18 protein-coding genes are annotated in these 20,348 nt (G+C 68.2%); 14 read left to right on the forward strand and 4 right to left on the reverse strand.

All coding sequences use genetic code 11. The annotated features are described in order from the left end of the window. Positions 1–92 precede the first annotated feature (92 nt). Positions 93–2,132 carry a glycosyltransferase gene (locus JAN5088_RS05510; RefSeq protein WP_082429833.1) on the reverse strand — a complete coding sequence of 680 codons (2,040 nt, stop codon included), beginning with the start codon at positions 2,130–2,132 and terminating at the stop codon, positions 93–95. Positions 2,133–2,208: 76 nt separating this feature from the next. Continuing rightward, positions 2,209–3,354: a glutamine-hydrolyzing carbamoyl-phosphate synthase small subunit gene (gene carA / locus JAN5088_RS05515; protein ID WP_143114814.1), complete on the reverse strand. Its 1,146-nt coding sequence runs from the start codon at positions 3,352–3,354 to the stop codon at positions 2,209–2,211. Between the two features lie 178 nt (positions 3,355–3,532). Between carA and JAN5088_RS05520 the strand changes: the two genes are divergently transcribed. From JAN5088_RS05520 to JAN5088_RS05560, 9 genes are all read left to right on the forward strand, one after another. Continuing rightward, positions 3,533–3,985, forward strand: coding sequence for a GatB/YqeY domain-containing protein (locus JAN5088_RS05520; protein ID WP_055681815.1), 453 nt, complete (start codon positions 3,533–3,535; stop codon positions 3,983–3,985). A gap of 76 nt (positions 3,986–4,061) precedes the next feature. Continuing rightward, the gene (locus JAN5088_RS05525; protein WP_055681816.1) at positions 4,062–5,153 is read left to right on the forward strand and encodes an AI-2E family transporter; all 1,092 of its coding nucleotides are present in this window, start codon (positions 4,062–4,064) and stop codon (positions 5,151–5,153) included. A gap of 3 nt (positions 5,154–5,156) precedes the next feature. Further along, entirely contained in the window at positions 5,157–5,807 is a 651-nt protein-coding gene (locus JAN5088_RS05530) for a P-loop NTPase family protein (RefSeq protein ID WP_233489722.1), read from the forward strand. A 56-nt stretch (positions 5,808–5,863) separates the two neighbouring features. Further along, the gene (locus tag JAN5088_RS05535; RefSeq protein ID WP_055681817.1) at positions 5,864–8,056 is read left to right on the forward strand and encodes an RNA degradosome polyphosphate kinase; all 2,193 of its coding nucleotides are present in this window, start codon (positions 5,864–5,866) and stop codon (positions 8,054–8,056) included. Positions 8,057–8,129: 73 nt separating this feature from the next. Further along, positions 8,130–9,686, forward strand: coding sequence for a Ppx/GppA family phosphatase (locus JAN5088_RS05540; RefSeq protein WP_055681818.1), 1,557 nt, complete (start codon positions 8,130–8,132; stop codon positions 9,684–9,686). 65 nt (positions 9,687–9,751) lie between these two features. After that, positions 9,752–10,726: a zinc-binding dehydrogenase gene (locus tag JAN5088_RS05545; RefSeq protein ID WP_055681819.1), complete on the forward strand. Its 975-nt coding sequence runs from the start codon at positions 9,752–9,754 to the stop codon at positions 10,724–10,726. Positions 10,727–10,812: 86 nt separating this feature from the next. Continuing rightward, complete coding sequence (gene proS, locus JAN5088_RS05550; protein ID WP_055681820.1) at positions 10,813–12,153, forward strand: proline--tRNA ligase; 1,341 nt, start codon at positions 10,813–10,815, stop codon at positions 12,151–12,153. A gap of 25 nt (positions 12,154–12,178) precedes the next feature. Further along, complete coding sequence (locus JAN5088_RS05555) at positions 12,179–13,447, forward strand: lipoprotein-releasing ABC transporter permease subunit (RefSeq protein WP_055681821.1); 1,269 nt, start codon at positions 12,179–12,181, stop codon at positions 13,445–13,447. Continuing rightward, entirely contained in the window at positions 13,440–14,114 is a 675-nt protein-coding gene (locus JAN5088_RS05560) for an ABC transporter ATP-binding protein (protein WP_055681822.1), read from the forward strand. The genes JAN5088_RS05555 and JAN5088_RS05560 overlap by 8 nt, the downstream gene beginning before the upstream one ends. Here the strand turns inward: JAN5088_RS05560 and JAN5088_RS05565 are convergent. Both JAN5088_RS05565 and JAN5088_RS05570 read right to left on the reverse strand, forming a co-directional pair. Further along, entirely contained in the window at positions 14,103–15,029 is a 927-nt protein-coding gene (locus JAN5088_RS05565) for an alpha/beta fold hydrolase (RefSeq protein WP_055681823.1), read from the reverse strand. The genes JAN5088_RS05560 and JAN5088_RS05565 overlap by 12 nt on opposite strands. 3 nt (positions 15,030–15,032) lie before the next feature. Then, the gene (locus tag JAN5088_RS05570) at positions 15,033–15,317 is read right to left on the reverse strand and encodes an SCP2 sterol-binding domain-containing protein (protein WP_055681824.1); all 285 of its coding nucleotides are present in this window, start codon (positions 15,315–15,317) and stop codon (positions 15,033–15,035) included. A gap of 52 nt (positions 15,318–15,369) precedes the next feature. Between JAN5088_RS05570 and JAN5088_RS05575 the strand changes: the two genes are divergently transcribed. From JAN5088_RS05575 to JAN5088_RS05595, 5 genes are all read left to right on the forward strand, one after another. After that, positions 15,370–15,942 (forward strand): tetratricopeptide repeat protein, encoded by a 573-nt coding sequence (locus JAN5088_RS05575; RefSeq protein WP_074962617.1) that lies wholly within the window; start codon positions 15,370–15,372, stop codon positions 15,940–15,942. A 13-nt stretch (positions 15,943–15,955) separates the two neighbouring features. Then, the gene (locus JAN5088_RS05580; protein WP_055681825.1) at positions 15,956–18,763 is read left to right on the forward strand and encodes a helicase-related protein; all 2,808 of its coding nucleotides are present in this window, start codon (positions 15,956–15,958) and stop codon (positions 18,761–18,763) included. Beyond that, positions 18,760–19,113: an RNA-binding S4 domain-containing protein gene (locus tag JAN5088_RS05585; protein ID WP_055681826.1), complete on the forward strand. Its 354-nt coding sequence runs from the start codon at positions 18,760–18,762 to the stop codon at positions 19,111–19,113. Before JAN5088_RS05580 ends, JAN5088_RS05585 begins: the two co-directional genes overlap by 4 nt. An 81-nt stretch (positions 19,114–19,194) precedes the next feature. Continuing rightward, positions 19,195–19,530 carry a ferredoxin FdxA gene (fdxA, locus tag JAN5088_RS05590; RefSeq protein ID WP_055681827.1) on the forward strand — a complete coding sequence of 112 codons (336 nt, stop codon included), beginning with the start codon at positions 19,195–19,197 and terminating at the stop codon, positions 19,528–19,530. 228 nt (positions 19,531–19,758) lie between these two features. Continuing rightward, complete coding sequence (locus tag JAN5088_RS05595) at positions 19,759–20,265, forward strand: CarD family transcriptional regulator (RefSeq protein WP_055681828.1); 507 nt, start codon at positions 19,759–19,761, stop codon at positions 20,263–20,265. Positions 20,266–20,348 lie beyond the last annotated feature (83 nt).

The following is a 20,348-nucleotide window of genomic DNA, read 5'->3' on the forward strand; positions in this document are numbered from 1 at the left end:
CCTTGCCGCTGGTCTCCGGAAAGCAACCTGCGCCTCGGTCGACTGTGCGGCGCGGGCCAGCCGACAACGGTGCAAGGGGTCGACCCGCGTTCCTATCCGCCGTGCATCATCCGGGGGCGGATGCCGCCGTCCGCCTGCGATACCATCTGCTCCAAGGCCCCGATCCCGGCGCCGTCGGCACCGCCGAAGTGGCCGTGGCTGGTCTTGTCCCAATGGAAGGGCCTTACGACGATTTCCTGCAGGGCCTTCAACGCAGCCAGGGTCGCCAGCGGGTAGTAGAGTTCGAGCGTCGGAATCCACTTTCGCAGCGACCGATGGTGCGGGGTCGCGCATCCGATCCATGCGAGCGACATCGACAGGAGACCGCCCGATGCCATGACGATCCCGATGGCGAGCAGCCCGTTGCCGGGAAGCCAGTCCACGATGGGATGATGCACGCCGAAAGGGATGACGACGGTGGACCAGAGCGCCGGCATGAGGAGCGCGTTCAGGATCGATCCCATGAACATCAGATGGAACCCGAAGAACCGCCGCGGCCCGAGATCGCGCCACAACTGGACCGGACGGCGGGAATGGACGGCCCAGGTCAGGATATAGCCCTTCATCCAGCGCGACCGCTGCTTGACCCAGGCGAGCGGGGAGGCGTTCGCCTCCTCCAGCGTCGTCGTGTTGATGATCTCGGTCCGGTAGCCGAGCCGCGCGAGGCGCACACCCAGGTCAGCATCTTCGGTCACGTTGTGCGCGTCCCAGGCCCCGATCCGCTCCAGCGCCGTCCGCCGGAAGAAAAGTGTGGTCCCCCCGAGCGGCACCACGAGACCCATGCGCGCGATGCCGGGAAGCACCAGCCGGAACCAGTTGGCGTATTCGATGGTGAAGCAACGGGCCATCCAGTTCCGGGTCGGATTGTAGTAATCGAGAAGCCCCTGCAGGCAAGCGACCCGGGCCGGAGCGGCCTGGAATCGCGTGGCGACGGTCAGAAGCTGATCGGGGGCGGGCGCATCCTCGGCATCGTAGATCCCGACGATATCGCCACGCGCGAAGTTCAGCGCATAGTTCATTGCGCGCGGTTTCGTCCGCGGCTGCCCGTCGGGGACCGGCACGACGCGCATCCATCGCGGCAGCGTGGCGCGGCCAAGAGCGTCGAGCGTGGCGCGGTCGCCCTCCTCGACCACGAGGCAGATGTCCAGAAGTTCGCGCGGATAGTCGAGCCGCGAGAGCCGTTCGGTCAGCGGCCCCGCGATGTCGGGCTCATTGTGGAGCGGCACGAGGACGGTGATGACCGGCAACTTTCGCGCCGCCTCCTCGGCCGGGCGCACGGACGTGAATCCCGGGCCCCGCCGGCGAAGGGCCAGAACGGCGGCGACGCGAAGCCCGAGGTTCGCGCACATCACCATCAGCCCTGCCGCGGTGGCGATCCGCAAGGCCATTGCGGGCCAGATCGTGATGGCGAGCAGCGTCGTCAGCAGTGCGATGGCCAACAGTGCCGCACCGGGTCGGGCGCGGAACAGGCGGCAGCTCATGCCTTCGGGGACGCGACATTCCGCGGCTCGAGCCAGCGCCCGGCCATGTACCTCATGCATGCGCGCGTCGAGGGCGGTATCCGTCACCACCGCGAACAGGCAGTTGTCGAACTCGGGCGGGAGAGCCGCGCGAAGATCGTCCAGTGCCTCGGGGCGCGCGGTGGCGATCAGGACGCGCCCGCCGGTGCGGTTCCAGGGCAGCGCCCGGAAGGTGAGGGCGAGGTGCAGCGGCAGGCTGCGGGCCAGGGTGTCCATCGCCGGGTATCCCACGGGCGCTGGGCCCGCCTGGCCCATGCCGCGCTGCCGGCCCAGAGCCTCCGCCAGGGTCTCCTCCGACACGAGACCTCGGCGGAGGAGCACATCTCCAAGTCGCGCCGACAGCCGTCGCTGCAGGATCAGCGCGCGGGCCAGTTCGGAGGCATCGACCGCGCCCATCTCCAGCAGGATTTCACCGAGCTTGGGTCGCCGAACGTAGGTCTGCCGCCGAAACAGCAGACCCTGATCGCCTGCTCCGGGGGAGGGCGAAACGCGCGACCGCGCTCCGGGGGACAGACCGGCATCGCCCGGAGAGGGATTTGGCGCAAGCGCGGCGGAAACAGGAGACGCGGCCATGTCTGGACCTCGGGAATTGCGATTCCCGCGACCATGGTCGGACGGGTCTTAACGCTTGGTTAAGACCCCGGCCAATTCACCCCGCCCGTGTCGCCATCGCCGCGGCGAAGTCGTCGAACAGATAGGCGCTGTCCTGCGGGCCGGGACTGGCTTCCGGGTGGTACTGAACCGAGAACACCGGCCGCCCCGTCAGCCGGATGCCGCAGTTCGACCCGTCGAACAGGGATACATGCGTCTCCTCCACCCCTTCGGGCAGGGATTGCGCATCCACGGTAAAGCCGTGGTTCATCGACGTGATCTCGACCTTGCCGTCCGCGCGCCGCTGGACTGGATGGTTCGCGCCGTGATGGCCATGGTTCATCTTGACCGTCTTCGCCCCGAGCGCCATCGCGAGCATCTGGTGCCCGAGACAGATCCCGAAGACGGGCAAGGCGGAGTCCACCATCTCGCGGATCATGGGAACGGCATAGGCGCCGGTCGCCGCCGGATCGCCCGGACCGTTCGACAGGAAAAGACCGTCAGGGTTCAAGGCCTTGACGTCCTCGGACGTGGCTGTGGCGGGCAGGACGGTGACGTCGCAGCCGACGGAGGCCAGTGAGCGCAGGATGTTGCGCTTGGCGCCGTAGTCGATGGCCACGACCTTGAACCTCGGATTGTCCAATGTGCCGAAGCCCTCGGGCCAGGCCCATTTCGTCTGGTCCCAGCGATAGGATTGGGCGCAGGTGACTTCTCCGGCCAGGTCCATGCCCTCCAGTCCCCGGAAGGCCCGCGCCCGGGCGACCAGCGCCTCGATGTCGAAATCGCCGTCGGGATCGTGCGCCAGCGCCACATGCGGCGCCCCCTGCTGGCGGATCGCGCGGGTCAGGCGGCGGGTATCGACGCCGCCCATCCCGATGCGCCCGCGCGCGGCCAGCCATCCCTCCAGATCGCGCGTGGCGCGCCAGTTCGACGGCTCCGTCGGATCCCACCGGACGACCATGCCTGCGGCGACCGGGTCGGCCGCTTCGTCGTCCTCCTCGGTGGTGCCGGTGTTGCCGATGTGGGGGAAGGTGAAGGTCACGACCTGTCCGGCATAGCTGGGGTCGGTCATGATCTCCTGATAGCCCGTCATGGCCGTATTGAAGCAAAGCTCGGCCACGGCGACCCCGGTCGCGCCGAACCCGCGGCCCATGAAGATCGTCCCGTCGGCGAGGGCGAGACAGGCGGTCGGCTTCTGGGGCATGGGGCTCTCCGGGGCAGGGGCGGCGATGGCGGGCAAACTCGCCGGGTTCTATGGACGGCGCCCCGGCCCGTCAACCATCGGAACCCGGACGTGCCGGCGAGTGGGCCGCGAAGGATTTGCCCACGGGGGCCGCATGGGCTAACACTCGGTCCCTGGAAAAGCGGAACGGGACAGTCTCATGGACTTGCGAGAACGGCTGAGCGCACGCCTCAAGGAGGCGATGCGCGACAAGGATACGCGACGGATCGGAACGCTGCGCCTGATCAACGCGGCCATCCAGGACCAGGATATCGCCCTTCGGACCGAGGGGCGCACGGTCGGCGACGCCGAGGTCACGGCGATCCTGGCCAAGATGGTCAAGCAGCGGCAGGAATCGGCCCGCGCCTATGAGGAGGGCGGGCGGCTCGAACTCGCGCAGGCCGAACTGGACGAGATCGGCGTGATCGAGGAGTTCCTTCCGAAAAAGCTGTCCGATGCGGAAATTGACGCCGCCGTCGATGCCGCCGTGGCCGAGACGGGCGCGACCTCGGTGCGCGACATGGGCAAGGTCATGGGCGTCCTCAAGGCGCGCTACCCGGGGCAGATCGACTTCGGCGCCGTGGGACCGATGGTCAAGGACCGCCTGACCTGAACCTTGACGCGTTCCGCGCCGCCTTGAACGGGCGGTCGTGCGCGGGCATCTAGGGCCGGTCGGCGAAAGGGCGGAGATGGCATTGTCGAGACGGCAACAGGTGATCTACTGGGGATTGGCCGCTGCGCTTTTCCTGGTGCTGCTCTGGTATCTGGGGCCGGTGCTGCTCCCCTTCATCGTGGGCGGCGCCATCGCCTATATCCTCGATCCGTTGGCCGACCGGCTGGAGGCCCTCGGCCTGCCCCGGGTCGCGGCGACGGCCATCATCACGCTGATTGCGGTGACGGGCCTGATCGTGGCGGTGGCCTTCCTCATTCCCACCCTGATCGAGCAGACGAACGCGCTGGTGCGCCTTGCCCCCGAGTATTTCAGCGCCCTGCGGGCTTGGCTGACGCTCCGGTTCCCCGCGCTGGTCGCCGAAGGCGGCATCGTCCAGACGGGCCTCGCCGACCTGGGCGAGGTGATCCGCGCGCGCGGCGGGCAACTGGCGCAGCAGGTTCTGGCCGGAGTCTTCGGGGTGGTGAACGCGGTCGTCTTCATCGTCGTGGTGCCCGTCGTCGCCTTCTACCTGCTGCTCGACTGGGACGAACTGGTGGCGCGGGTCGACGACCTGCTGCCCCGCGACCATGTGGGCACGATCCGGCGCATCGCGCTCGACATCGACCGGACGCTGGCGAGCTTCGTACGCGGGCAGTTGACCGTCTGCCTGATCCTGGGGACGTTCTATTCCGTCGCGCTGATGCTGGTCGGGTTGCAGTTCGGGCTGGTCGTGGGGGCCATCGCGGGGCTCATCACCTTCATTCCCTATGTTGGTGCCCTGGTGGGCGGGGTGCTGGCCATCGGGCTGGCCCTCTTTCAGTTCTGGGGCGACTGGACGTCGATCGGCCTCGTCGCCGCGATCTTCGTGGCGGGACAATTCCTCGAAGGCAACGTGCTGACGCCCAAGCTGGTGGGCGGATCGGTGGGCCTGCATCCGGTGTGGCTTCTGTTCGCGCTTTCGGCCTTCGGGTCGATCTACGGCTTCGTTGGCATGCTCGTCGCGGTGCCCGTCGCCGCCGCCCTGGGCGTGGTCGCGCGGTTCGGCGTGGCCGAATACAAGCAGAGCGTCCTTTACCGGGGTCAGCCCCCGGACCCGGCCCTTCCGGCACCGGCCGATCCGCGGGTCTGATCCGTGGCACAGCTCTCCATCGACCTGCCCCGGCTCGATGCGCGGGGACGCGAGGATTTCATGGTCTCGACGTCGAACGCGCAGGCCGTGGCCCTGGTCGACGCCTGGCCGGACTGGCCCGGCGGGAGGCTCGCGCTGGTCGGGCCCGAAGGGTCGGGCAAGTCGCATCTGGCCGGCATCTGGGCGGCGGAGGCCGATGCAACCCGTTTGCGCGCCGCCGACCTGACGGCCCGCGACGCGCCCGCACTGGCCCACCGCCCCGTCGTGCTGGAAGACGCCGACCGCGGCGTGGACGAGGAGGCGCTGTTTCACCTCTGGAACGCCTGCGCGGGGCAGGAGCACGGCCTTCTGCTGACCGGGCGCCGCCCGCCATCCGACTGGCCCGTGCGCCTGCCTGACCTGAAAAGCCGGCTCGCCTCGCTGACGCCGGCCGTGATCGACGACCCCGACGACACGCTGCTGTCGGTGCTGCTGCTCAAGCTCTTCGCCGACCGGCAGCTTCAGGTGAAGCCCGCGCTGATCGGCTTCCTTCTGCCGAGGATGGAACGGAGCTTTGCCGCCGCGCGCGCGCTGGTCGACCGGCTCGACGCGGCATCGCTGGAACGGGGCGTGGCGCTGAACCAGGCGCTGGCGCGCGACCTGCTGGACAGGTGACTCCGCGCAGCCTAGCCTGTGACATCCCCGCCACAGACCGACGATGGGCGCCAACCATGCTCGACAAGTCCGCCGTTCCGCCCGCCGATTTCCTGAACGCCCCGATCCCCGCGCCGGTGACGCTGGACGATGAGCGGACGACGACGCCCAAGCGATTCTTCAACCGCGAACGCAGTTGGCTCGCCTTCAATTCCCGCGTGCTGGAGGAGGCCGAGAACCCCCGCGTGCCCTTGCTGGAGCGGCTGCGGTTCCTGTCGATCTCGGCGGCGAACCTCGACGAATTCTACACCGTCCGGGTGGCGGGCCTGCGCGAACTGGCGCGCGCCGGAAACAGGACGCCCGCCGCCGACGGCCGCACCCCCGCCGAACAGCTTGCCATGATCGACGAGACGGCGATGCACCTGCTGACGCATCAGCAGGAGGTCTGGAAATCCCTTCTGGCCGAATTGGGCGAGAACGGCATTCGCCTTCTGTCGGCGGACGACCTGAAGGGCCCCGAGCGGGATGCGATGGCCGAACATTTCCTGACACAGGTTTTCCCGATCCTGTCGCCGCTGGCCATCGACCCTGCGCATCCCTTCCCCTTCATCCCGAACGAGGGTTTCGCCGTCGCGGTCGAACTGGAACGCCGGTCCGACCGGCGCACGCTGCGGGCGCTCCTGCCCATTCCCGCGCAGATCGACCGCTTCATCCGCCTGCCCGACGACGAGGGCACGATCCGCTTTTTGCCACTGGAGGAGTTGTTGCTGATGCAGATCGAGCAGCTGTTCCCCGGCTACGTCCTGCGCGGCCAATGCGCATTCCGCGTGTTGCGCGACAGCGACCTCGAGGTCGAGGAGGAGGCGGAGGATCTGGTCCGCGAGTTCGAGACGGCGCTGAAGCGCCGTCGCCGGGGGGAGATCATCCGCATGAAGATCACCGCCACCGCCTCGGATTCCCTGCGCCGGACCATCGTCGAGGAGATCGACGTGGACGAGCATGAGGTCATCACGGTCGACGGGCTGATCGGGCTCGCGGCGCTCAAGGAACTGGTGGTGGACGACCGCAAGGACCTGCTCTGGCCCAGCTTCACCCCCCGCGTGCCCGAACGGGTGCAGGACCACGACGGCGACATGTTCGCGGCCATCCGGCAGAAGGACATGCTGCTGCACCATCCCTACGAGACCTTCGACATGGTCGTCCGCTTCATCGCGCAGGCGGCCACGGACCCCGACGTGCTGGCGATCAAGCAGACGCTCTACCGCACCTCGCGCGACAGCCCCGTGGTGGCCGCCCTGTGCGAGGCGGCGGAGGCGGGCAAGCAGGTCACGGCGCTGGTGGAGTTGAAGGCCCGCTTCGACGAGGCGGCCAACATCCGCCAGTCCCGGCGGCTGGAGCGTGCGGGCGTCCACGTCGTCTACGGCTTCACCCGCCTCAAGACCCACGCCAAGATCGCCACCGTCGTCCGGCGCGAGGGTGACAGGCTCGTGACCTACAGCCATTTCGGCACCGGCAACTATCACCCGATCACCGCGCGCATCTATACCGACCTGTCGCTGTTCACCTGCGATCCGCGCCTGGCGCGCGACGCGACCAAGGTGTTCAACTTCATCTCGGGCTATGCGCCGCCCGACGGGCTGGAGAACCTGTCGATCTCGCCGTCGCAGATGAAGGACCGCCTGCTCGCCTCGATCGCGGGGGAGGCCGACCATGCGCGCGACGGACGTCCGGGCGCGATCTGGGCCAAGATGAACGCGCTGGTGGAACCCGACGTCATCGACGCGCTCTACGATGCGAGCCGCGCCGGGGTGCGGATCGACCTTGTGATCCGCGGCATCTGCGGGCTGCGCCCCGGCGTCACCGGCCTGTCCGAGAACATCCGCGTGAAGTCGGTCGTCGGGCGGTTCCTGGAACATTCGCGCATCGTCTGCTTCGGCAACGGTCACGGCCTGCCATCGCGCCGGGCCCGGGTCTACATCAGCTCCGCCGACTGGATGGGGCGCAACCTGAACCGCCGGGTCGAGACGCTGGTGGAATGCGTGAACCCCACGGTCAAGGCGCAGATCGTCAGCCAGATCATGGCCGCGAACCTGGCCGACGTGGCCCAGAGCTGGGTCTTGGGCCCGGAAGGCGACTGGTCACGCCCCGACCTGACGGACCTGGACAACCCCTTCAGTTGCCACCGCTTCTTCATGGAGAACCCGTCGCTTTCGGGCCGGGGGTCGGCCGGCGCACGCGACGTTCCGGAACTGACGCACAGCCCGGATTGACGGGCCGTCGCGCATTGACCCGGCGGCCCCGGGCGTGCCAGACCGCCGCCATGCTCGACCGCCACCCCGGGGGATGCTGCGAATGACGGACGACGCCCAGGACCCGGAGGGATACGGCCCCTTCGGCGCGCCCCTGTTCGATGGCCCGGAGGCGCGCGCCCTGCGCCGGGTGGGCGTGATCGACGTCGGCTCCAACTCCGTCCGCATGGTGGTTTTCGACGGCGCCGCCCGCTCGCCCGCCTATTTCTACAACGAGAAGATCCTCTGCGGGCTGGGGGCGGGTCTTGCCGATTCCGGCAAGCTGAACCCCGAAGGCCGCGTCCGCGCCCTGGCCGCGCTCCGGCGGTTCGCGATCCTTGCGCGGGGGATGGAGGTGAACTCCCTCACCGCCGTCGCCACCGCCGCCGTGCGCGAGGCTGACGACGGCCCGGCCTTCGAGGCCGAGGTGACGGCGCGGACGGGCCTGAAGCTCTGGGTCATCGACGGCCCGCAGGAGGCGCGGCTGTCGGGGCAGGGGGTGCTGCTCGGCTGGCCCGGCGCCGAAGGGCTGATGTGCGACATCGGCGGCAGCAGCATGGAACTGGCGGAGTTGTCGGGCGGCGAGGTCGGTGCCACCGTCAGCGGCCGTGTCGGGCCGCTCAAGCTGCAGGACATCCGCGGCAAGGGCGCCCGTCGCACCGAGATCGAGGCCCGCGTGGCCGAGATGGCCGAGGCGCTGGGTCGCGACCGCTACGACCGGCTCTATCTGGTGGGCGGGTCCTGGCGGGCCATCGCGCGGATCGACATGGAGCGGCGGGGCTATCCGCTGCACGTCCTGCACGAATACATCATGCAGCCCAGGGACCTGCGCGCCACGCTCGATTTCATCGAGGGCGCCGATATGGCCGATCTGGGCAAGCGCACCGGAACCAGCATGGCGCGCATGTCGCTCGTCCCCATCGCGGCCGAGGTGCTGTCGCGCACCGTCCGCACCTTCCGCCCGAAGGAGATAGCGGTATCGAGCTACGGCATCCGCGAGGGCCTGCTGTTCGAACAGATGCCCGAGCTGCTGCGCGCGCGCGACCCGCTGATCGAATCCTGCCGTGCGTCGGAGGCGGCATCGGCGCGGCTGCCGGGCTTCGGCCGGGTGCTCTATCGGTTCGTGTCGCCGCTGTTCTCACGCGCGGACGACCGGCGGCGGCGGCTGATCCGGGCATGCTGCCTGCTGCATGACGTCAGCTGGCGCGCGCATCCCGACTACCGCGCGGAGATCTGCTTCGACAACGCGACCCGTGCCAACCTGGGCGGCCTGACCCATTCGGAGCGGGTCTATCTGGGCCTGGCCCTTCTCCACCGCTATCGCAACAAGCACGCGGGGTCACCGTTCGAGGCGCTGGCCCCCCTGCTCGACGAGGGCGACACGCGTGAGGCGGAGGTCGTGGGCAAGGCCATGCGCTTCGGGGCGATGTTCTCGGCGCAGGATCCCGCGCTCATGGGGACGCTCAAGCTCTTTCCGAAGAAGGGCGAGCTGCTTTTGACACTCCCGCCCGGCGATGGCGAGGCGCTTTATGGCGAGGTGGCCGAGGCCCGGTTCAGGTCGCTCGCCGCCGCCCTGTCGGCCGAGCCCATCGTCCGGGTCGCCCGCGCCTGACGGACTGGACGACCGCCAGCCGGTGCCTATGTGGCAGCACTCCCCCTGCAAACGAAGGAAGCGCCATGAAAGCCGTCACCTACGATACTTTCGGTGAACCCGCCGACGTCCTGCGCGCCAGCGACATCGACCGCCCCGAACCGGGCGAGGGCCAGATTCTCGTCCGCACCATCCTGTCGCCCATCCACAACCACGACCTCTGGACCGCGCGCGGCACCTATGGCCACAAGCCCGACCTGCCCGCGACCGGCGGCACCGAGGGCGTCGGCACGGTCGAGGCGGTGGGCAAAGGTGTCGACGACGCCATGATCGGCAAGCGCGTGGCCACTGCCGGCACCGGCACCTGGGCCGAATATTTCCTGGCCGACGCCGGAAGCGCCATTCCGCTGCCCGACGACATCCCGGACGAGGTCGGGGCGCAACTGATCGCCATGCCGTTCAGCGCGCTGACCCTGCTCGAATTCCTGAACGTCTCCGAAGGGGACTTCGTGATCCAGACCGCCGCCAACGGCACGGTTGGCAAGCTGATGAATGACCTTGCCCCCACACGCGGCATCAAACTGGTGAGCCTCGTGCGGCGCGAGGAGGCGAAGAAGGAAATGCGTGATCTGGGCGCGCAACACGTCGTTTCGACCGATGACGACGATTGGCAGGATCAGGTCCGTCGCATCGTGGGCGAGGACGGCGCGCGTGCGGCAATCGACTCGGTCGGCGGCAAGATCGTGGCCGACATCGCCGACCTGCTGGGGCGTGACGGTCTCCTCGTGGTCTTCGGCACCGCCACGGGCGAGCCGTTGCGCCTGAACGCGGGGCCGATGATCTCTCACCATCTGGTCGTGCGCGGGTTCTGGGCCTCGCGCATCATTTCCGACATGGCCGACGACGAAAAGGCGCGCCTGATGGGCGAGATCGTGGGCCTCGCGTCCGAAGGCAAGCTCGACCTGTCCTCGGCGGGCGAATACGCGCTGGATGACATCGGGGAGGCGGTGAAGGCGTCCCTCACGCCCGGCCGCGACGGCAAGGTGCTGATGAAACCGTGACCCGCGGGCGGCGGCCCTGCGCCGCCGCTTGCCCCCGGCGCCCCGCATTGGTAGCGCAGGCAGGCCATTTGCCGGAGCCAAGCCCAATGCGCCTCAGCCGCTATTTCCTGCCCGTTCTCAAGGAAACCCCCGCCGACGCCCAGATCGTCAGCCACCGCCTGATGCTGCGAGCGGGCATGATCAAGCAGGCCTCCGCCGGCATCTATTCCTGGCTGCCACTGGGCTACCGCGTCCTGCGCAGGATCGAGCGGATCGTGCACGAGGAGCAGCAGCGCGCAGGCCACATCCCCATGTTGATGCCGACGCTGCAATCGGCTGACCTGTGGCGCGAATCCGGCCGCTACGATGCCTACGGCCCCGAAATGCTGCGCTTCAAGGACCGGCAGGACCGCGAGATGCTGTTCGGTCCCACGAACGAGGAGCTGATCACCGACATCGTCCGCTCCAACATCGGCAGCTACAAGCAGCTTCCCCTGACGCTCTACCAGATCCAGTGGAAGTTCCGCGACGAGATGCGTCCCCGGTTCGGCGTCATGCGCGGACGCGAGTTCCTGATGAAGGACGGCTACAACTTCGACCTGACGCGCGAGGATGCACTGCACGCCTACAACCGCCATCTGGTCACCTACCTGCGCACCTATGAGCGGATGGGGCTTCAGGCGATCCCGATGCGCGCAGACTCCGGCCCCATCGGCGGCGACGACACGCATGAGTTCCTGGTGTTGGCCGAGACGGGCGAATCCGAAGTGTTCTACGATTCCGCCGTCACCGACATCTCGCTGGGGCAGCGCGACATCGACTATGACGACAAGGCCCAATGCGCCGCCGTGATGGAGGAATTCACCACCCTCTACGCCCGCACCGACGAGACACACGACGAGACTCTGTTCGCGGAGGTGCCCGAAGACCGTCGCCGGTCGGCGCGTGGCATCGAGGTCGGGCAGATCTTCTATTTCGGCACGAAGTATTCCGATGCACTGGGTGCCACCGTGCAGGGGCCCGACGGCAAGTCGGTGCCCATTCACATGGGATCGCATGGCATTGGCGTGAGCCGCCTTCTGGGCGCCATCATCGAGGCGAGCCACGACGACCGCGGCATCATCTGGCCCGAGGGCGTGACCCCTTTCCATGTGGGCATCGTCAACCTGCGCCAAGGCGACCAGTCGACGGATTCCGCCTGCGACGGCATCTACCGACAGCTCGAATCCGAAGGTCTGACCGCGCTCTACGACGACCGCGACGAACGCGCGGGCGCCAAGTTCGCCACGATGGATCTCATCGGCCTGCCCTGGCGCATCACCGTGGGGCCGCGGGGGCTGTCGAACGGCAAGGTGGAACTGACCTCCCGCCGCACCGGCACTTCGGAGGAAATGTCGCCCGAGGCCGCGATCGCGCGCCTCAGGGACATCTACGCCGCCCATCCCTGACCCCGCCCGACCGATTGGACCGCCCATGTTCGCCCGATACGAATGGATGATCGCCTGGCGCTACCTGCGCGCGCGCCGGTCCGAGGGCGGCATCTCGGTCATGACCTGGATCAGCCTCGTGGGCATCGCGCTCGCGGTTTTCGCGCTGATCGCGACGCTCGCCGTGCGGTCGGGCTTCCGCTATGAGTTCGTGGACACCATCGTCGGGGCCAATCCTCACGTCTCGGTCCTGAGCTATGGCGAGACGCTGCTCAACGGCGACCTGACCCGCACCGTCCGCGACTATGACACGCTGGCCGAGCGTCTGTCGCAGGTGCCCGACGTAACCAGCGCCATGCCGGTGGTCGAAGGCCAGGTCCTCGCCTCGGCGCAGGGGCGCAACGCGGGCGTGCAGGTAACGGGCATCCGCCCGGACGACCTGCGCCGCGTACCACGCGTGGCGAACCCGGAGGAATCGCAGGGCAGTCTCGACGACTTCGACGGCGGCATCGCCATCGGCGCGGGCGTTGCGCGGGAACTGGGTGTGGGGGCAGGGGACACGCTCCGCCTGATCTCGCCCGACGGACAGGTGACACCCATGGGCCGCAGCCCGCGCACCAAGGCCTATCGCGTGGGCTATGTCTTCAAGGTCGGCCGCTACGACATCGACGGCGTGCGCGTCTACATGCCCTTCGACGAGGCGCAGACCTATTTCAACCGCGAAGGCGTGGCCGACGAGATCCAGCTGACAGTGACCGACCCGGAGGCGGTGGATGCCATGGCCCCCGCGCTGATGGCGGCGGCGGGCGACGGCACCTATCTCTGGACGTGGAAGGACAGCGCCGGGGCGTTCCTGCAGGCATTGACGATGGAGGACAACATCATGTTCGTCATCCTGTCCATCCTTGTCCTGATCGCCACGCTGAACATCACCTCGGGCCTCGTCATGCTGGTCAAGAACAAGGGCCGCGACATCGGCATCCTGAGGACGATGGGCATGACCGAAGGCACGATCCTGCGCATTTTCTTCATCTGCGGCGCCTCCATCGGGGTGATCGGCACGGCCATCGGCGTGGTGCTGGGCTGCGCCTTCGCCATCTGGATCGACCCGGTATTCAATTTCGTGAACTACCTCGCCGGCGGCGGCGTCTGGGACGAGTCGGTGCGATACATCTCGCAGCTTCCCGCGCGGCTGGAACTCGGGGACGTGCTGTCGGCGGTGGGGCTGTCGCTGGCGCTGTCTTTCGTCGTGACGATCTTCCCGGCCCGCCGCGCCGCCCGCATGAACCCGGTGGAGGCGCTACGCTATGAATGACGCGCTTCACCTCAGCGGCATCGAAAAGGGCTACAACCTCGGCCGCCCGAACGAGATCCGGGTGCTGAACGGCGCCGACCTGACGCTTGCCCGCGGCGAGGTCTGCGCGCTGGTCGCGCCGTCGGGGGCGGGCAAGTCGACGCTCCTGCACATCGCAGGGCTGCTCGACACGCCCGACGCGGGCAGGGTGACGATGGCGGGCGACGACCTGACCGGACAGTCCGACCGCGCCCGCACCCGTGCCCGGCGGCAGCGCATCGGATTCATCTACCAGTTCCACCACCTGCTGCCGGAGTTCACGGCCGCCGAGAACATCGTCCTGCCGCAACTCGCGAACGGGACATCCGCGGCCGACGCTCGCGCGCGGGCCGAGGATCTGCTGGGTCGCGTGGGCCTCTCGCATCGGCTGGACCACCGACCTGCGGAGATGTCGGGTGGCGAGCAGCAGCGCACGGCCTTCTGCCGCGCGCTGGCCAATGCGCCCTCGCTGCTGCTGGCGGATGAGCCCACCGGCAACCTCGACCCCGGCACGTCGGACACGGTTTTCGAAACGCTGATGGCGCTGGTGCGCGAGACGGGGATGTCCGCGCTGATCGCCACGCACAACCTCGCACTCGCGGCCCGGATGGACCGGACGATGCGGCTGGAAGGCGGCCTACTGGTCTAGGTGTGCGGCGATCCGGTCAAAGATCCGGGCGCGGGTCGCCTCGCTCTCCATCAGCACTTCGTGGCGCGCGCCCTCGACCATCTCCAGCGTCGCGTCCTTCCAGGACCCCATGCGGACATGGATCGCATCCGCCGACACGATGTCCTCATCGGTTCCGAGGAACGCCAGGCAGGACACCTGCGGCGCCGCATCGCGGGCCAGTCCGTGCATCTCGCGCAGGGCGGCCCAGACCCAGCCCAGCGACGGCCCGCCGAGCGCCAATTCGGGGTGCGTGACGATCTGACGCTTCATCCATGCGAACATCTCGCGGTCGGTCGTCAGCAGGTTGCCGTCGAAAGGCGCGGCAGCGGGGTCGGCCACCTTGCCCGCACCCGGCGCGAGCCGCTGCCCCAGCCCCACGGTCGAGCCGACCCACGACAGCCCCCAGGCCATGAACCGCCGATGCGGGGTCAGCGGCAGGCCCCACATCGGGGCAGAGAACACGGCACGTCCGATATCGGTCCGCCGGTGCAGCGCGCGCAGGGCGATCAGCCCCCCCATCGAATGGCCCAGCACATGCCAGGGGCGGGGCAGGTCGGCACCCTTGCACGCAGCGTGAAACGCATCGACGTCGCGCTGGAAGTCACGGAAATCGTTGACGTGACCCAGATGCGGATCGTGGGGAGAGCGGGGTGACAGACCCTGCCCGCGCCAGTCGATCGCGGCGCTGGCATAGCCGCGCGATGCCAGTTCCCGCGCGGCGTCGGAATACTTCTCGATATACTCCGTGCGGCCCGGATACATCAGAAGCGTGCCGCGCGTCCCCTCCGGCCATAGCCCTACGCGCAGCCGCACCCCGTCGGACGTGTCGGCCCAGACGGCGTGCCCGCCGGGCGGCCCGGCGGCGACGTCATCGTGATAGGGCGCGGCCTGCACGGCTCAGGACAGCGCGCCGCCCAGCTTCATGGCGGTGCCCATGTCGCCGTCGACCTTCAGCTTGCCCTGCATGAAGGCCGAGGTCGGGTTGGTCTCGCCCGACAGGATGCCGCGGAAGGTGTCGGCGTCGGCGGTCATGGTGCACTCCGCCTCCTCGTCGCCCTCGCGGACGCCGGCCTGATCGAGCATGATTGAGCCTTCGTCTTCGATCACGAACTTGACGCTGCCGTCGAAGGTGCCAATCTTTGCCTCAAGGACGGTGACGGCTTCGTTGATGATGTCGCTCATGGGAATCCTCTGCGATCGGTCGCCGGAACGGCGGGATGGGGTCGAAGACAGGATGGTTGACCTTCGCGTCACTCTCAAGGCCCTCGTGCTGGCAATCGCCTGCGGTTACGCCACGTCCCTGCCCGCGCAGGAGCTGGAGGCCGACCCCGATGCCCTGCTGAACCGTTTGGGCACGTTGACTGCCGAGAACGACGAGGCCGAGGCGCGGCGTCTCGCCAACGAGGTTCTGGAACGCTGGACCCATTCGGGCAGCGTCACGCTCGACCTTCTGCTGCGGCGGGGGATGGAGGCCATCGCAGACGGCGACTATCCGCGCGCCATCGCCCATCTGACCGCGCTGACCGACCATGCGCCCGACTTCGCCGAAGGCTGGAACCAGCGGGCCACCGCCTTCTTCCTGTCCGACCGCTACGGCGAGGCGGTGTCGGACATCGAGCAGGTCCTCATCCTGGAGCCGCGCCATTTCGGCGCGCTGGCCGGGCTTGGGATCATCCTGGAGCAGCTGGGCGAGGAGGAATCGGCACTGCGCGCCTATGAGGCGGCGCAGCAGGTCCACCCGGCGGAGCCCAACGTGAACAGCGCCATCGAACGGTTGCAGCAGCAGACCGGCGAACGAACCCTTTGACCGGACGGATCTGATGGACAGCACCCCCGGCCGGGTGACGGCGGTCCTCGGGCCGACGAACACCGGTAAGACGCATTACGCCATCGACCGGATGCTGGCGCACCGCACCGGCGTCATCGGTCTGCCGCTGCGTCTGCTTGCGCGGGAGGTCTATGACCGCATCGTGGCCGTCCGCGGCCCCTCCGTCGTGGCCCTGGTCACCGGCGAGGAGCGGATCGTGCCGGCGCGCACCGCCTATTGGGTCTGCACAGTCGAGGCGATGCCCCAGGGGATCGGCGCCGATTTCGTGGCCATCGACGAGATTCAGCTCTGCGCCGACCCCGAGCGCGGCCATGTCTTCACCGACCGCCTGCTCAACATGCGGGGCCTGCATGAGACGCTGTTCATGGGCTCCGACACCATGCGCCCGGCGATCGCGGAGCTTGTGCCCCGCGTCCAGTTCGCCCGGCGCGAGCGGTTCAGCGAGCTTCTCTATACCGGTTCGAAGAAGATCAGCCGCATGCCCGGCCGCACCGCCATCGTGGGCTTCAGCGTCGACAACGTCTATGCCATCGCGGAGCTTCTGCGTCGTCAGAAGGGCGGCGCCGCCGTCGTCATGGGCGCCCTGTCGCCGCGCACGCGCAACGCGCAGGTGGCGATGTATCAGAACGGCGACGTGGATTACCTGGTGGCGACCGACGCCATCGGCATGGGCCTGAACCTCGACATCCGGCACGTCGCCTTTTCCGCCACCTCCAAGTTCGACGGCAGCCGCATCCGCCCGCTGATGCCGCATGAGCTGGCGCAGATCGCCGGACGGGCCGGGCGCTACATGCAGCCGGGCACCTTCGGCGTTACGGGCGAGGCGCAGCCGCTGGACGACGGCATCGTCGAGGCGATCCAGAACCACAGCTTCAAGCCCATCGACCGCCTGATGTGGCGCAACCACCGGCTGGAGTTCGGCAGCATCGAGGCGCTGATCGCCTCTCTCGAAGCGCCCAGTCCCGAACGGATGCTGACCCGCGGGCGGGAGGCCGACGACCTGTCATCGCTTCGCACGCTTTATGAATTGGAAGGCGTGGCCGCCCGCCTGCGCGACGCCCGCGACGTGCGGCTTTTGTGGGATGTCTGCCGCATCCCCGATTTCCAGGGCATCAGCCACGGCGAGCACACGAACCTTTTGTCGCGCATCTTCGGCTTCCTGCACGAACGCGGCAGCCTGCCGGACGACTGGTTCGCTCGGCAGATCAAGCGCATCGACCGCACCGATGGCGACATAGACATGCTGTCCAAGCGGTTGGCATATATTCGCACATGGACCTATGCCGCCCAGCGCAAGGGATGGGTGGACAATGAAGCCCATTGGCGCGACGCCACGCGGGCGGTAGAAGATCGGCTGTCGGATGCGCTCCACCTTGCGTTGACGAACCGGTTCGTGGACCGGCGCACCAGTGTCCTGCTGCGCCGACTGAAGATGAAGGAGGGCCTTTTGGCCGAGATCAACGACAAGGGCGAAGTGATCGTCGAGGGCGAGACGCTGGGCCGTCTCGAAGGATTCCGCTTCCATCAGACCGGGACCACCTCGCCGGACGAGGCGCGCACTGTGGGTCAGGCTGCGGCCCAGGCGTTGCGCCCCGAGTTCCACCTGCGCGCGGACCGCTTCTACAACGCGCCCGACACCGAAATGGACTTCACCGAGCAGGGGGGCCTGATGTGGGGCGACCAGGCGGTGGGCAAGCTCGTCCGCGGTGCCGATCCGCTCAGGCCCTCGGTCGAGGCCTTCGTAGACGACGAGGCCGGCCCCGAGGTGATGCAGAAGGTCACGCGCCGTCTGCAGCATTTCATCGACCGCAAGGTCGCCGCCGCGATGGAACCGCTTCTGGCCATGTCGCGTGACGAGACGCTGACCGGTATCGCCCGCGGATTCGCATTCCGTTTGATGGAAGGGTTCGGCATCCTGCAACGCCAGGACGTCGCCCAAGAGGTGAAGGAGCTTGACCAGGACGCGCGCGCCCAGCTTCGCAAGCACGGCGTCCGCTTCGGGCAGTTCACCATCTTCCAGCAGCTTCTGCTCAAGCCCGCGCCGACGCGCCTGCGGCTGGTGCTGTGGTCGCTGTCGAAGGACCTGGCGGAGTTCCCCGAAGCGCCGCCCCCCGGTCTGGTCACGGTCCCCAAGGTCGATTGGGCGCCCGAGGGGTATTATACCATGGCGGGCTACCGCCTCGCCGGGAGCCGCGCCATTCGTATCGACATGCTGGAGCGTCTGGCGGACCTGCTGCGCCCTGCCGATTCGCGCGGCGGGTTCGAGGCGACGCCGGACATGCTCTCGATCACCGGCATGACGCTGGAGCAGTTCGCCGACCTGATGGGCGGTCTGGGCTATGCCGCCGAACGCGGGGAGCGCACGAAGGTCCGTGCGGCCGACCTGCCCACGCCCACGCCGACCGAGGTGCCGGACGACACCCCGGCCGAGACACCCGATCCTACCCCGACCGAGACGCCCGAGCCCACGCCACAGGAAACGCCCGTCGAGGAGCCGACCGAGGTGCCGCCCGCGCCCCCGGTCGAGGCCCCCGTCGAGACGCCCGAGACGGAAGTGTTCTATACCTTCACCTGGGCACCGCGCCGCCAGAACGCGCGCGGTCCGCGCCGCGAGGGGCAGGGCGACCGACCTCAGCGCAAGGGCAAGCCCAAGGGCGCATTCGCCGGCAAGAAGGGCACCCCCCGCGCCGATCAGGGCGCGAAGGGCGGCCCTAAAACCTATGAGGCCCGGCCGAAGCGGGACAAGCCCATCGACCCGGACAACCCCTTCGCGGCCCTCGCGGCGCTCAAGGACAAGTGACGACGGCGACGACGCGCCAGCGTCTCGACCGCTGGCTCTGGCAGGCGCGGTTCTTCAAGACGCGGACGCTCGCCGCCCGGCAGGTGACGGAGGGTCACGTCCGCGTCAACGGCGATCGCGTCACCAAGCCCGCGCACGGTGTGGAGCCGGGCGATGCGCTGACCTTCCGCCAGGCGGACCGCATCCGCGTGGTTGAGGTCGTCGGACTGGCGGACCGGCGTGGCCCCGCGTCCGAGGCGCAGGCGCTCTATTCCGACCATTCGCCCGCGCCTGTCCCCCGCGTCGGCCCGCGACCCACCGGCCGGGACCGCCGCCGCCTCGATGCCTCCCGCGACGGCGCGGCCGACTGACGCGCCGCGCGGAGGGACCGACTGCTTGAACCCGGCGGGCGGGATGGATACATCGCCCTCGACTCGAACGGGACACCGACCATGACCTATATCGTCAACGACGCCTGCATCGCCTGCAAATACACCGATTGCGTCGAGGTCTGCCCCGTGGACTGCTTCTATGAGGGGGAGAACATGCTCGTGATCCACCCCGACGAATGCATCGACTGCGGCGTCTGCGAGCCCGAGTGCCCCGCCGACGCCATCCGCCCGGACACTGAACCGGAAATGGAGAAATGGGTCGAGTTCAACCGGAAGTATTCGGAACTCTGGCCCGTTATCGTCTCGAAGAAGGATCCTCTGCCCGGAGCAGAGGAGATGGACGGCAAGCCCGGCAAGATGGACCTGTTCTCCGAGGCGCCGGGCGAGGGCGGCTGACGTCCTGATTTGGGTCAGGAGTCATGACGCTTTCGCAGGCCCTGTTTTTATGATATGATCCACGGGAAGGTCGGCTTTGTCGGCCCCTCTGCCAACCCGCGCCCGGGGCATACCGTTCCTGCCCACGGCCCAAGCAACGCGTGACCCGATCCGGCCCGATCCCGTTCGTGGCCGGTCACTTCTGCGGCCCGCCGGCAGCCGGTCGCCGCGCCAACCGAAAGGCTCTCCATGTCCAAGAAATCCGATTTCCGCCCGAACGAATTCGTCGTCTATCCGGCCCACGGCGTCGGTCAGATCGTGTCGATCGAGAAGCAGGAGGTCGCAGGTCTCGAACTCGAACTTTTCGTCATCTCCTTTGCCAAGGACAAGATGACCCTGCGCGTGCCGACCAACAAGGCGACCGACGTCGGCATGCGTTCGCTTTCGCCGCCCGAAGTCGTGACCAAGGCCATGGCAACGCTCAAGGGCAAGGCCCGCGTCAAGAAGGCGATGTGGTCCCGTCGGGCGCAGGAATACGAGGCCAAGATCAACTCTGGTGACCTGATCGCCATCGCCGAGGTGGTCCGCGACCTGCACCGCAACGACGAACAGCGCGAGCAGTCCTATTCCGAGCGCCAGCTTTACGAGGCCGCACTGGACAGGCTGACCCGCGAACTGGCGGCCGTGAACCAGATGGACGAGGACGGCGCGCTCAAGGCCGTCGACGAGATCCTGATGTCGCGCGCCGCTGCCTGAGACAGGTTGGCCGCCATGTGAAGCGGAGCGCCATCACCGGCGCTCCTTTTCAGTTGCAGCGGGTTGAGACCCGACGTTCGCGT

This window comes from Jannaschia rubra (genome assembly GCF_001403735.1).
In the GTDB taxonomy this organism is placed as follows: domain Bacteria; phylum Pseudomonadota; class Alphaproteobacteria; order Rhodobacterales; family Rhodobacteraceae; genus Jannaschia; species Jannaschia rubra.

What these genes read in the sequence shown, in the direction of transcription:
- JAN5088_RS05535 (WP_055681817.1), top strand. Translation starts at nt 5,864, where the DNA reads ATGCTCGACAAGTCCGCCGTTCCGCCCGCCGATTTCCTGAACGCCCCG.
- JAN5088_RS05580 (WP_055681825.1), top strand. Translation starts at nt 15,956, where the DNA reads ATGGACAGCACCCCCGGCCGGGTGACGGCGGTCCTCGGGCCGACGAAC.
- JAN5088_RS05545 (WP_055681819.1), top strand. Translation starts at nt 9,752, where the DNA reads ATGAAAGCCGTCACCTACGATACTTTCGGTGAACCCGCCGACGTCCTG.
- JAN5088_RS05570 (WP_055681824.1), bottom strand. Translation starts at nt 15,317, where the DNA reads ATGAGCGACATCATCAACGAAGCCGTCACCGTCCTTGAGGCAAAGATT.
- JAN5088_RS05540 (WP_055681818.1), top strand. Translation starts at nt 8,130, where the DNA reads ATGCTGCGAATGACGGACGACGCCCAGGACCCGGAGGGATACGGCCCC.
- JAN5088_RS05560 (WP_055681822.1), top strand. Translation starts at nt 13,440, where the DNA reads ATGAATGACGCGCTTCACCTCAGCGGCATCGAAAAGGGCTACAACCTC.
- JAN5088_RS05525 (WP_055681816.1), top strand. Translation starts at nt 4,062, where the DNA reads ATGGCATTGTCGAGACGGCAACAGGTGATCTACTGGGGATTGGCCGCT.
- JAN5088_RS05595 (WP_055681828.1), top strand. Translation starts at nt 19,759, where the DNA reads ATGTCCAAGAAATCCGATTTCCGCCCGAACGAATTCGTCGTCTATCCG.
- fdxA (WP_055681827.1), top strand. Translation starts at nt 19,195, where the DNA reads ATGACCTATATCGTCAACGACGCCTGCATCGCCTGCAAATACACCGAT.
- proS (WP_055681820.1), top strand. Translation starts at nt 10,813, where the DNA reads ATGCGCCTCAGCCGCTATTTCCTGCCCGTTCTCAAGGAAACCCCCGCC.
- JAN5088_RS05575 (WP_074962617.1), top strand. Translation starts at nt 15,370, where the DNA reads ATGGTTGACCTTCGCGTCACTCTCAAGGCCCTCGTGCTGGCAATCGCC.
- carA (WP_143114814.1), bottom strand. Translation starts at nt 3,354, where the DNA reads ATGCCCCAGAAGCCGACCGCCTGTCTCGCCCTCGCCGACGGGACGATC.
- JAN5088_RS05510 (WP_082429833.1), bottom strand. Translation starts at nt 2,132, where the DNA reads ATGGCCGCGTCTCCTGTTTCCGCCGCGCTTGCGCCAAATCCCTCTCCG.
- JAN5088_RS05520 (WP_055681815.1), top strand. Translation starts at nt 3,533, where the DNA reads ATGGACTTGCGAGAACGGCTGAGCGCACGCCTCAAGGAGGCGATGCGC.
- JAN5088_RS05555 (WP_055681821.1), top strand. Translation starts at nt 12,179, where the DNA reads ATGTTCGCCCGATACGAATGGATGATCGCCTGGCGCTACCTGCGCGCG.